This window comes from Pseudomonas protegens CHA0 (genome assembly GCF_000397205.1).
GTDB lineage: Bacteria > Pseudomonadota > Gammaproteobacteria > Pseudomonadales > Pseudomonadaceae > Aquipseudomonas > Aquipseudomonas protegens.
Map to the genome: position 1 here is coordinate 5,924,822 of NC_021237.1, position 12,737 is coordinate 5,937,558.

Genomic DNA, 12,737 nt, shown 5'->3' on the forward strand with positions numbered 1-12,737 from the left:
AAGGCGCGCCTCAGGGGAAAGCATAGCCAAGCCGCAGGCCACGACCCGCACCAAGTAAAACCAGCTGTTTCAGGTATTGTTTTGTAAATAGTTACGGAACCTGAGGAACCTGCCTAAACTCCAAACTGCGCGGCTGGATAGATAACCGGCCCACTGGCGCCCACACGGGCCAGTCTCCCTGTCCATTGGTATGCACACAAAGAGAACAACGCTATGAAACGGATTCTTCTCGGTACTCTTTTCACCGCTGTATCCCTCAACGCCATGGCCCAGGCGCCAGGCGGCCCGGATTGCGGCTGGGGCAACATGCTGTTCGAAGGCCAGCGCGGCACTCCGGCGCACTTCCTCGCATCCACCACCAACGGCACCTCAGGCAACGCCACTTTCGGCATGACCTCCGGTACCAACGGCTGCTCGACCAATGCCTCGCTGACCTATGGCGGCAAGTCCTGGTTCGCCATGAACGGCATGATGAACGAGCTCTCCGAAGACATGGCCAAGGGTCAAGGCGAAGCCCTGACCACCTACGCCGTGGTACTCGGTGTAGCCCCTGAGGATCGCGCGCACTTTGCCGCGGTTACCCACGAGCACTTCCAACAGATCTTCAGCAAGGCTGACGTGACCGCGGAAGATGTGCACTCCAATACCCTGGCCGTGTTGAAAAACGACGCGCGCCTGGCCAAGTACGCAACCCCAGCTTAAGCTCGCCCCACCCGCTCCTCGCGAGGAGCGGGTTTTATTTTCCGGACCTTGCCCACCTTGGGTCTTTGTATTTCCGACTTAAGTTGCCCAACATGCTCAAACGCCTTGCCTACCTGGCGCTCTGTGTCTGCGCCCCGCTGTATGCCGCGCCTCACATCGACCCTCAACGTTTGCAGCAACTGGCCAATGACCCCTTCTGGATATCCATAGGTCACTACGAAACTGCCAAGCTCGGCGGCTGGCGCAGTTATGTCAGCGACCCGAAATTCTTCCTCGCTGCCGACGGTGCCCACCATCCCGACGCTGAGCTGGCCGCGACCCTGAACGCCCTCTACGCCCCCGCCGATGCGGGTGACCAGCATGCCCAGTGCGTCTACCCGTCCCGCGCCCGCTGGCTCAAGGCGCAACTGGGCCTGAATGACTTGCCTGCGGTGGAGTGCGCCGAGTTCAAGCAATGGTTCAAGGATGTCTCGCCCCACAGCACGGTGATGATCTTTCCCGCGGCCTACCTGAACAGCCCCTCGTCGATGTTCGGCCACACCCTGCTGCGCATCGATCAGGCGGACGTACAGAGCAACAACACCGCGCTGCTCAGCTACGCAATCAACTTCGGGGCCTATATCGAGGGCTCGGACAACAGCATTCTCTACGCCTGGAAAGGCCTGATGGGCGGCTATCCGGGGCTGTTCGCTCTGGTGCCCTACCAGGAGAAGCTCTCGGAATACCGCAGCCTGGAAAACCGCGACCTGTGGGAATACCGCCTGAACCTGACCCAGGCCGAAACCGAACGCATGGTGGAGCATGTCTGGGAACTCAAGCAGATCAAGTTCGACTACTTCTTCTTCGATGAAAACTGCTCCTACCGGCTGCTGGAACTGCTGCAAGTGGCGCGCCCCAGCCTGCGCCTGACCGAACAGTTCCCGCTGACGGCGATCCCTACCGATACGGTCAAGGCAGTCAAGGACGCCGGGCTGGTGGAACGCATCGACTATCGCCCGTCCCGGGAGCGGGAGCTGCTGAGCCGCGCCCAGCCCCTGGACCCGGAAGAACAGCAATGGGTGCTCAAGGTCAGCGCTGACCAGAAGCAATTGCAGGCCCCTGAGCTGAAGGCTCTGCCCCGGGATCGCCAGGCCCTGATCGTGGATGCCGCCTACCGTCTTGAACGCTACCGGGCCAACGGCCTGGAGCGAGATGCGCAGCGCTCGCAACGCAGTTTCGAACTGCTGCGGGCAATCAACCAGAACCCGGCACCGGAGCTGCAGATCCAGCGCCCCGGCCTGCCGGAAGACGGCCACCAGTCGCGCACCTGGCAGCTGGGAGTCGGCACCCGGGACGACAAGGCCTTCGCCGAGTACGGCCTGCGCATGGCCTATCACGACCTCAACGACAACGCCGAAGGCTTCCCCCTGGGGGCGCAGATCGAGATCCTGCAGATGAAGCTGCGCCAGTACGAAGGCAACCACTGGCAGTTGCAACAGTTGGACCTGGCGACCATCCGTTCCCTGACCCCACGCAACGACCTGCTGCAACCCTGGTCCTGGCAGGTCACCGGCGGCCTGGAGCGAGTACCGGGCAAACACGACGACCAGACCCTGGTCAGCCACGTCAACGGCGGGGCCGGCGGCACCTGGCAGTTGGGCGAGGACACCCTGGGCTTTGTCCTGGGCACGGTGCGAGTCGAGCACAACGCCGACTTTGCTGGTTTCATCGCCCCGGCAGCGGGCTTCAACTCCGGGCTGCTGTGGAAAAACCCGCTGGGTAACTTCAGCCTTGAGGCCAAGGGCGACTACTTCACCAATGGCGAGGTACGCCGCAGCCTGAGCCTCAACCAGCAGTGGGAGCTGTCGCGCAACCTGGGCCTGCGCCTGAGCGCACAGCGGGAGTTCAGCCAACTGGCGACTCCGGTCAACGAGGTCATGCTCGAACTCAAGTGGTATCACTACTAAAGGCAGCCAGAGGCCGCTCTCAAGGGCCCTGGAAGGTGCTGCGAACCTTGTCGCAGCCTGCACCAGCGGCCACGGATAAATGGGTTGATCACCCGGCTTTCACGGCTTGCTGACAAACGCCCTTCTAGACTTCACGCAGAGGAAGCCTGGGAGACGAAAATGTGGCGGTACGGGTGGGCAGCGCTGTTGCTGGCGCTAGTCGGTGGCTGTGAATCAACCCATGAGCATCTGCTGGCGCAGGGCTATCCGCCGGCCTTTGCCGATGGCTTCGATGCCGGCTGCGTCAGCGGCCGCCAGGCGGCAGGCTCCATGAGCGGAGAGTTTCGCAAGGACGTACCGCGCTACCTCAAGGACGCGCAATATGCCGAAGGCTGGAACGATGGTTTCCGCCAATGCCAGGCCATGTTGGAGAACCAGGACCGCAACGAGTATCGAGAGCGGCACTGGGACGAGCGCGAGCGAGCCTGGCAGCAGGAAAAGGACCGCGATGCGGCCCGGGCCTATCGTTCGCCGTAGGTCGCTTTCAGGTAACCGCCCAGGTGAAAAGCCTGCAACCATGGTCCACCCGCCTCCCTTCAAGGAGAAAACCGTGAGCCGCGCTTTCGTCAATGAAGATCAAGCCGCCCAGACCGAGCAGCCGGTGGAGCGCCAGATCAGCGCCCAACCCAATTACGTCACGCCCCAGGGCCTTGCCGAATTGCAGGCCAGGGTTGCCCTGCTGCACAGCCAGCACAGCGAGCAAAACGACCTGGGGGATGACGCCGACAAGCAGCGAATGGCCGAGCTTGAGCGCGACCTGCGCTATTTCACCCAGCGCCTGCACAGCGCCCAAGTGGTGACGACGGCCACTTCAACCGACAAGGTGCAGATCGGCAGCCGAGTGACCTTCGCCGATGAACAGGATCGCCAGCAAAGCGTGCAATTGGTGGGGGAGGATCAAGCGGATGCGGCCAAGGGGCTGATCAACTGGGCCTCGCCCCTGGGTCGTGCCCTACTGGGAGCACAACCGGGGGACGAAGTCCTGTGGCAAAGGCCGGCGGGCAATCAGTTGATCGAGATCATCCGCATCGAACCGGCCTGAGACGGTTCAGACCACGCCCTGGGCCAGCATGGCATCGGCGACCTTGACGAAGCCGGCGATGTTCGCGCCCTTCACGTAGTTGATCCGGCCATTCTCTTCGCCATAGTGCACGCAAGCGTGGTGGATCGACTGCATGATGTTGTGCAGCTTGCTGTCCACTTCACCGGCGGTCCACAGCAGGCGCATGGCGTTCTGCGACATTTCCAGGCCACTCACCGCCACGCCACCGGCGTTGGACGCCTTGCCCGGGGCGAAGAGGATGCCCGCGTCGATAAAGATATCCACAGCCTCCAGAGTGGTCGGCATGTTGGCACCTTCGGCGACACAGGTGCAGTCGTTGCGCAGCAGGGTACGGGCCGCCTCGGCGTCCAGTTCATTCTGCGTGGCGCAGGGCAAGGCGATATCGCACGGCAGGTCCCACGGAGTCTTGCCGGCGCGGAACTCCAGGCCGAACTGGCTCGCCAGCTCGCTGATACGCCCACGCTGCACGTTCTTGAGTTCCAGTACCGCCAGCCACTGCTCTTCGCTCAGGCCCGACTCGCAATACAGGGTGCCTTCGGAATCGGACAGGGAGATCACCTTGCCACCCAGGTCCATGACCTTGCGCGCCGCATACTGGGCCACGTTGCCGGAGCCGGAGATGGCCACGCGCTTGCCTTCGACCCGATCACCGCGGCGCTTGAGCATTTCCTCGGCGAAGTACACGCAGCCAAAGCCCGTGGCCTCGGGGCGGATCAGGCTGCCACCGTAGCTGATGCCCTTGCCGGTCAGCACCGACGTGAACTGGTTGCTCAGGCGTTTGTACTGGCCAAAGAGGAAACCGATTTCCCGGGCACCCACGCCGATGTCACCGGCCGGGACGTCAACGTCGGCACCGATATGCCGGTACAACTCGCTCATGAAGGCCTGGCAGAAGCGCATCACCTCGGCGTCGCTCTTGCCCTTGGGATTGAAGTCCGAACCGCCCTTGCCGCCGCCCATGGGCAGGGAGGTCAGGGAGTTCTTGAAGGTCTGCTCGAAGGCGAGGAATTTCAGCACGCCCATGTTGACCGAGGGATGGAAGCGCAGGCCGCCCTTGTACGGGCCGATGGCACTGTTCATCTGGATGCGGAAGCCGCGGTTGACCCGGACCTTGCCCTGATCGTCGACCCACGACACGCGAAAGACCACCGCGCGTTCAGGCTCGCAGATCCGCTCGAGAATACCGGAGCTCAGGTAGTGCGGATTGGCTTCGAGAAACGGCCAGAGGCTGCGCAGGACCTCTTCCACCGCCTGATGGAATTCAGGCTGGTCCGGGTCGCGTTTTTTCAGGCGGGCGAGGAAGTCTTCGACGGATTCGATCATGGGAAGTCTCGGCAAATTTATTGTCGTTAAGAAGAGATTTGCCCGGGACTTTATCAATTCAATCCGCACCGCGACAGCGCAAAATGTCGCAGATATGAATTTAAATGGTGCAATAAATATAAATAGCCCGGTTTTACAGGTATTTTACGCACCGAATTGGTGACAAAAATTGACTGTTTTGCACTCACTTTGAACGTTGAGTCACGCCCCCAAATTAACCGCCGTGGTTTCTGCCAGGCATAAAAAAACGGAGCCCGAAGGCCCCGTTTTTTCAAGCAGCTAACCGATCAGGCCAGCTTCTTGTGCCGTACCCGGTGCGGTTGCGCCGCGGCTTCGCCCAGGCGTTTCTTGCGATCGGCTTCGTACTCGGTGTAGTTGCCTTCGAAGAACACCGCTTGGGAGTCGTCTTCGTACGCCAGGATGTGAGTGGCCACCCGGTCCAGGAACCACCGATCGTGGGAAATCACAATGGCGGCGCCCGGGAAGTCCAGCAGGGCTTCTTCCAGGGAGCGCAGGGTTTCAACGTCGAGGTCGTTGGAAGGTTCGTCGAGCAGCAGGACGTTGCCACCCTCCTTCAGGGTCAGGGCCAGGTGCAGGCGGCCGCGCTCACCACCGGACAGGTCCTTGACGAACTTCTGCTGGTCGCCGCCCTTGAAGTTGAAACGGCCGACGTAGGTACGCGACGGGATCTCGTAGTTGCCGATGCGGATCTGGTCGGAGCCGTCGGAGATCTGCTGGAACACGGTCTTGCTGCCGTCCAGGTCCTCACGGCTCTGATCCACGCAGGCAAGCTGCACGGTTTCACCGATCTCGATGCTGCCCGAATCCGGGGTTTCCTTGCCCATGAGCATGCGGAACAGGGTCGATTTACCGGCACCGTTACCGCCGATCACGCCGACAATGGCGCCTTTGGGCATGGAGAACGACAGGTTGTCGATCAGCACGCGATCGCCGTAGCCCTTGGTGACGTTCTTGAATTCGATGACCTTGTCACCCAGGCGCGGGCCGGCCGGGATGTAGATCTCGTTGGTTTCGCTGCGCTTCTGGAATTCCTGGGACTGCATTTCCTCGAAGCGTTGCAGACGAGCCTTGGATTTCGACTGGCGGGCCTTGGCGCCTTTGCGCACCCACTCCAGCTCTTCCTTCATGGCCTTTTCATGGGCCGACTGCTGCTTGGATTCCTGGGCCAGACGGTCGGACTTGGCTTCCAGCCAACCGGAGTAGTTGCCCTCGTAAGGAATGCCGGCGCCGCGGTCGAGTTCCAGAATCCAGCCGGCAACGTTGTCCAGGAAGTAACGGTCGTGCGTGATCGCAACCACGGTGCCCGGGAAGTCGTGGAGGAAGTGCTCCAGCCAGGCGACGGAGTCGGCGTCCAGGTGGTTGGTGGGTTCGTCGAGCAGCAGCATGTCAGGGGCCGACAGCAGCAGGCGGCACAGGGCCACACGACGCTTCTCGCCACCGGACAGGTGCTCGACCTTGGCGTCCCAGGCCGGCAGGCGCAGGGCGTCGGCGGCCACTTCCAGCTGGCGCTCCAGGTTGTGGCCGTCGCTGGCCTGCAGGATGGCTTCCAGCTTGGCCTGCTCGGCGGCCAGCTTGTCGAAGTCGGCATCCGGCTCGGCATAGGCGGCGTAGACCTCGTCCAGGCGAGCCTGGGCATCCTTGATCACGCTGACCGCTTCCTCGACCACTTCACGCACGGTCTTGGCCGGGTCCAGCTGGGGTTCCTGGGGCAGGTAACCGATGTTCAGGTCCGGCATCGGGCGGGCTTCGCCCTCGAACTCGGTGTCGACGCCGGCCATGATCTTCAGCAGCGTGGACTTGCCCGAACCGTTGAGGCCCAGCACGCCGATCTTGGCGCCAGGGAAAAAGGACAGGGAGATGTTTTTCAGGATTTCCCGCTTCGGCGGAACAACCTTGCCCAGCCGATGCATGGTGAAGACGTATTGAGCCATGGTGAACCTAGCGTCAGTGACAGATGAATAGAACGGGCCGGGCCCGGGCCAGGCCATGCGCTGCGCCGGCATTGACCATGATCAATACCGACGGGCGGAAAAAGCCTGATTGTCTGGAGCTGGAACGCTCCCGCGTAACCGGCAAAACTACCTCAATGCACGATCCAGGTCCAGCCAGGCGGGACTGGCACTTTGCCACAACTCAAGGCATGCTAGCCGCCCTTCGGGCGTCCGGCTTATAGTGCACGTCGCGCCAGCCCAGCCAAACCGCAGGATCACAGCTTGTTCAACGTCACTTCGCCAAAGCCCGCGCGCGCCGCTGCCCCCGGGCCGGCCTATCCTATGCGTGGCACACTCAAAGGCGCACTGGCGACGCTGGTGCTGTTGCTGCTGGCCCTGTTGTTCTGGCAGTTGCTCGATCAACTGCAACAGACCCGCCAGGACCAGCGTCAGCATGCCATCGACTACAGCGCCGACCTGGCCGACCACCTGAGCCTGAACCTGGCGCTCAACGCCCAGATCGCCCTCAATCTGCTGCCCATCATCGAGGCACCGCGAGACAGCCAGCAGCAACAGCAACTGCTTCAGAAACTCCAGCGCTCGCTGCCGGACGTACGCAGCTTTGCCCTGCTGGACAGCAAGGGGCAGATCCTCAGCGACAGCGCCACCGACAGCCAGGACGCCCTGTGGCTCGCCGAGCTGGTCCAGCGCAGCCGTGCCCAACGCTACTACTACAGCAACCCCGCCGATGGCTCGGTGGTGCATGTCCTGCTGCACCAGTCCAGCGGAGGGAGCCGCGGCTACTGGGTCCTGCGCCTGGCTCCGAGCTTTCTGCAGACCCTGGTGCGGCAAAGCGAAGAGGGCTTCAAGCCCACCTGGGTGATCGAGAACCGCCTCAGCCACCAGGTGATCAAGCGCGATGAGCGCAGCACTTCGACCCCAGGCATGCTGGATCCCGACGAAATGGCCAGCAGCGTGCTGCTGGTGCCCCTGAGCAACAGCGACTGGCAACTGCGCGGCCTGTTCGACCAGCGGGCCGTGCTCGAGGCGCTACTGCCGGCCTTCATTGGCAAGTGCCTGCTGGGCCTGGCCTTCTCCCTGCTGCCGGTGATCGCCCTGCTGAACATGCGCCGGCGCCAGCGCCAACTGCACGAAGGCCGGCGGCGCTATCAGGACATTTTCGAAGGCACCGGCGTGGCCTTGTGCGTCATGGATGTCTCCGGGCTTCCAGGCTTGCTCGACAAGCACAACCTGCACAACAGCGACCAACTCAAGCGCTGGCAGGCCAGCGATCCTGGCCACCGCCTGCAACTGCTCAGTGAATTGCGCATCACCGAGGTCAACCAGGTTGCCCTGCGCCTGCTCAACGTCGAATCCAGCGAGCAGGCCTGGCAACTGCTGATCGAAGGCAGCCCGAAGAACGGCAACGCCATCGGCAGCCAGTTGCTCGAAGCCGTGATCAACCAGCAGAAACAGCTGGAACTGGAGATCAAGCTCAGCGACGCCCAGGGCAACGACCAGCATCTGTGGCTGGTCCTGCGCCTGCCCGAGGCCATCGCGGACTACAGCGCGGTGATCCTCAGCATCAGCGACATCACCAGCCGCAAGCTGATCGAACTTTCACTGCTGGAGCGCGAAGGGTTCTGGTCGGACGTGGTGCGCACCGTGCCCGATCACCTGTACGTACAGGATGTGATCAGCCAGCGGATGATCTTCAGCAACCACCATCTGGGCCAGACCCTGGGCTACAACAAGACCGAGCTGCACCAGATGGGCGAGTACTTCTGGGAAATCCTCCTGCACCCGGAAGACGCCGACCTGTACCACCGCCTGCGCCAGGAGCAGCGGCACTCGGCCTATGCCCAATTGCTGCAATGCCAGTTGCGCTTCCGCCACCGCAGCGGCCAGTGGCGGCGCTTCGAGATCCGCGAGCAGGCCCTGGCCCGGGACCGCTACGACCAGGTGACGCGGATCATCGGCGTAGCCAAGGACATCACCGACCAGATCGAGGCCAGCGAGTCCCTGCGTGACAGCGAGCAGCGCTACCGCATGCTCGCCGAAAGCATCAGCGACGTGATTTTCTCCACCGACAGCAAGCTTTCGCTGAACTACGTCAGCCCTTCGGTGCACGCGGTGCTCGGCTACGACGTGGAGTGGATCTTCCAGAACGGCTGGCAGTCGACCATCGCCAACCCGCAGCAGTTGAGCGGCATCTACACCCTCATGGACCGGGTCAGCAAGGCCCTGGACAAACCCGAGCAACTGGCGCAATTGCGCAGCCAGGTGCAGACCCAGCTGTTCCTGTTCGACTGCCTGCGGGCCGATGGCCGCAAGATCCCCATCGAACTGCGCCTGGTACTGGTGTGGGACGAGCATGGCGCCTTCGAGGGCGTGCTCGGGGTCGGCCGCGACATCAGCCAGCAGCGCCGAGCGGAAAAGGACCTGCGCATGGCGGCCACGGTATTCGAGCACTCGACCTCGGCGATCCTGATCACCGACCCCGCCGGCTATATCGTCCAGGCCAACGAGGCGTTCAGCCGGGTCAGCGGCTACGCGGTGTCCCAGGTGCTCGACCAGTTGCCGAACATGCTCACCGTGGACGACCAGCAGGAAGCCCACCTGCGCTATGTACTCAAGCAGCTGAACCAGCACAGCACCTGGGAAGGCGAAGTCTGGCTCAAGCGCCGCAATGGCGAGCACTACCCGGCGTGGGTCGGGATCACCGCAGTGCTCGACGATGAAGGCGACCTGGCCAGCTACGTGTGCTTCTTCAGCGACATCAGCGAACGCAAGGCCAGTGAACAGCGCATCCACCGCCTGGCCTACTACGACGCCCTGACCCACCTGCCCAACCGCACTCTGTTCCAGGACCGCCTGCACACCGCCCTGCAATCGGCAGAACGACAGAAGTCCTGGGTGGTGCTGATGTTCCTCGACCTGGACCGCTTCAAGCCGATCAACGACTCCCTGGGCCATGCCGCCGGCGATCGCATGCTCAAGGAAATGGCCACGCGCCTACTGGGCTGCGTCGATGAAGACGACACCGTGGCACGCATGGGCGGCGACGAATTCACCCTGCTCCTGCAGCCGCGCTCCAGCCGTGAGATGGCCCTGAACCGGGCGATCCATGTGGCCGAGCAGATTCTCGCCAGCCTGGTCAAACCCTTCGTCCTCGAAGGCCGCGAGTTCTTTGTTACCGCCAGTATCGGCATCGCCCTGAGCCCCCAGGATGGCAACGAGCTGAGCCAGCTGATGAAGAACGCCGACACCGCGATGTACCACGCCAAGGAACGCGGCAAGAACAACTTCCAGTTCTACCAGGCGGACATGAACGCCAGCGCCCTGGAGCGCCTGGAACTGGAAAGCGACCTGCGCCACGCCCTGGAGCAGGAAGAATTCGTGCTTTATTACCAACCGCAGTTCAGCGGTGACGGCAAGCGCCTGACCGGCGCCGAGGCGCTGCTGCGCTGGCGTCACCCGCGTCGCGGCCTGGTACCGCCGGGTGACTTCATTCCGGTGCTCGAAGAACTGGGGCTGGTGGTGGATGTGGGCGACTGGGTGATCAGTGAAGCCTGCCGCCAGCTCAAGTCCTGGCACCAGGCCAAGGTGCGGGTGCCGAAGGTTTCGGTGAACATCTCCGCCCGGCAGTTCTCCGACGGCCAGCTGGGCATGCGCATCGCCACCATCCTCAAGGACACCGGCCTGCCACCGGCGTGCCTGGAGCTGGAACTGACCGAAAGTATCCTGATGCGCGAAGTCAGCGAGGCGATGCAGATTCTCGATGGCTTGAAGAACCTCGGCCTGAGCATCGCGGTGGACGACTTCGGCACCGGCTACTCATCGCTGAACTACCTCAAGCAGTTCCCCATCGACGTGCTGAAGATCGACCGCACCTTCGTCGACGGCCTGCCGTCCGGCGAGCAGGATGCGCAGATCGCCCGCGCCATCATCGCCATGGCCCACAGCCTGAACCTGGCGGTGATCGCCGAAGGCGTGGAAACCCACGAACAGCTGGAGTTCCTGCGCGAACATGGCTGCGACGAGGTCCAGGGCTACCTGTTCGGCCGGCCGATGCCGGCCAACCGCTTCGAGGCGCAGTTCAGCAACGACGCCCTGTTCATGTTCGACTAACATCCCCTGCTTGCGTAATTGCCGGCTTGCCGGCGAAGGCGGTCTCAGGGGCCTCTTCGCTGGCAAGCCAGCTCCTATACAAGCCCGTACCCAAGTGAAGGCCACTTGTCTGCGACATGATGTCCTTTCATATGCCATCTAAAACCCATTGGGTTAGAATGCCTCCCTTTTCTGCCCCCGATCCTTGAGGACCGCCATGTTCAGCCGTGATTTGACTATTGCCAAGTACGACGCCGATCTCTTTGCCGCCATGGAGCAAGAAGCTCAGCGCCAGGAAGAGCACATTGAGCTGATCGCTTCGGAAAACTACACCAGCCCAGCGGTGATGGAAGCTCAAGGCTCGGTACTGACCAACAAATACGCCGAAGGCTACCCAGGCAAGCGCTACTACGGCGGCTGCGAATACGTCGACGTGGTTGAACAGCTGGCCATCGACCGCGCCAAGGAGCTGTTCGGCGCCGACTACGCCAACGTCCAGCCACACGCCGGTTCCCAGGCCAACGCCGCGGTCTACCTGGCCCTGCTGCAAGGCGGCGACACCATCCTGGGCATGAGCCTGGCCCACGGCGGTCACCTGACCCACGGCGCCGCGGTGTCCTCCTCCGGCAAGCTGTACAACGCTATCCAGTACGGCATCGACGCCAACGGCCTGATCGACTACGACGAAGTCGAGCGCCTGGCCGTCGAGCACAAGCCGAAAATGATCGTGGCCGGTTTCTCCGCCTACTCGCAGATCCTCGACTTCCCGCGTTTCCGCGAAATCGCTGACAAAGTGGGCGCCTACCTGTTCGTCGACATGGCCCACGTGGCCGGTCTGGTCGCCGCTGGCGTCTACCCGAACCCAGTACCATTCGCCGACGTGGTCACCACCACCACCCACAAGACCCTGCGCGGTCCACGTGGCGGCCTGATCCTGGCTCGCGCCAACGCCGATATCGAGAAGAAGCTCAACTCCGCCGTATTCCCGGGCGCCCAGGGTGGCCCGCTGGAGCACGTGATCGCCGCTAAAGCGATCTGCTTCAAGGAAGCGCTGCAGCCTGAGTTCAAGGCCTACCAGGAACAAGTGGTGAAGAACGCCCAGGCCATGGCCGAAGTGTTCATCGCCCGCGGTTTCGACGTGGTTTCCGGTGGTACCAAGAACCACCTGTTCCTGCTGTCGCTGATCAAGCAGGACATCTCCGGTAAAGACGCCGACGCCGCTCTGGGCAAAGCCTTCATCACCGTGAACAAGAACTCCGTGCCAAACGATCCACGCTCCCCGTTCGTCACCTCCGGCCTGCGCTTCGGTACTCCGGCCGTGACCACTCGTGGCTTCAAGGAAGCCGAGTGCAAGGAACTGGCCGGCTGGATCTGCGACATCCTGGCGGACCTGAACAACGAAGCGGTGATCGACGCTGTGCGTGAGAAGGTCAAGGCCATCTGCAAGAAGCTGCCGGTATACGGCGCTTAATCAGCCCGCAGACCGCAGCAGAAAAAGCCCGGCCCAGTGCCGGGCTTTTTTGTGCCCGCAGGGCCGCGGCGACAGGCGGTGAAAGGAGCCTGCGAGGTCTTGCGAACGCAAGATGCCCGGGCGGCTGGTCC

8 protein-coding genes are annotated in these 12,737 nt (G+C 62.6%); 6 read left to right on the forward strand and 2 right to left on the reverse strand.

Annotated elements, in window-relative coordinates; all coding sequences use genetic code 11:
- The first annotated feature begins 213 nt into the window (after positions 1-213).
- The 4 genes from PFLCHA0_RS26485 (at position 214) to PFLCHA0_RS26500 (ending at position 3,729) form a co-directional block, all read left to right on the forward strand.
- Positions 214-702: a DUF3015 domain-containing protein gene (locus PFLCHA0_RS26485; protein WP_015637099.1), complete on the forward strand. Its 489-nt coding sequence runs from the start codon at positions 214-216 to the stop codon at positions 700-702.
- 92 nt (positions 703-794) lie between these two features.
- The gene (locus PFLCHA0_RS26490) at positions 795-2,648 is read left to right on the forward strand and encodes an Lnb N-terminal periplasmic domain-containing protein (RefSeq protein WP_015637100.1); all 1,854 of its coding nucleotides are present in this window, start codon (positions 795-797) and stop codon (positions 2,646-2,648) included.
- 159 nt (positions 2,649-2,807) lie between these two features.
- Positions 2,808-3,164: a hypothetical protein gene (locus PFLCHA0_RS26495; protein WP_011063566.1), complete on the forward strand. Its 357-nt coding sequence runs from the start codon at positions 2,808-2,810 to the stop codon at positions 3,162-3,164.
- Between the two features lie 73 nt (positions 3,165-3,237).
- Entirely contained in the window at positions 3,238-3,729 is a 492-nt protein-coding gene (locus PFLCHA0_RS26500; protein WP_041119949.1) for a GreA/GreB family elongation factor, read from the forward strand.
- Positions 3,730-3,735: 6 nt separating this feature from the next.
- Here PFLCHA0_RS26500 and gdhA read toward each other — a convergent pair whose 3' ends face one another.
- The gene (gdhA, locus tag PFLCHA0_RS26505; RefSeq protein WP_015637102.1) at positions 3,736-5,073 is read right to left on the reverse strand and encodes an NADP-specific glutamate dehydrogenase; all 1,338 of its coding nucleotides are present in this window, start codon (positions 5,071-5,073) and stop codon (positions 3,736-3,738) included.
- 287 nt (positions 5,074-5,360) lie between these two features.
- A complete protein-coding gene (ettA, locus tag PFLCHA0_RS26510; protein ID WP_011063569.1) occupies positions 5,361-7,025 on the reverse strand; it encodes an energy-dependent translational throttle protein EttA in 1,665 nt (554 codons plus the stop codon).
- A gap of 282 nt (positions 7,026-7,307) precedes the next feature.
- Between ettA and PFLCHA0_RS26515 the strand changes: the two genes are divergently transcribed.
- Both PFLCHA0_RS26515 and glyA read left to right on the forward strand, forming a co-directional pair.
- The gene (locus PFLCHA0_RS26515; RefSeq protein WP_041752600.1) at positions 7,308-11,156 is read left to right on the forward strand and encodes a bifunctional diguanylate cyclase/phosphodiesterase; all 3,849 of its coding nucleotides are present in this window, start codon (positions 7,308-7,310) and stop codon (positions 11,154-11,156) included.
- Positions 11,157-11,352: 196 nt separating this feature from the next.
- Positions 11,353-12,606, forward strand: coding sequence for a serine hydroxymethyltransferase (glyA, locus tag PFLCHA0_RS26520; RefSeq protein ID WP_011063571.1), 1,254 nt, complete (start codon positions 11,353-11,355; stop codon positions 12,604-12,606).
- The last annotated feature ends 131 nt before the right edge of the window (positions 12,607-12,737 follow it).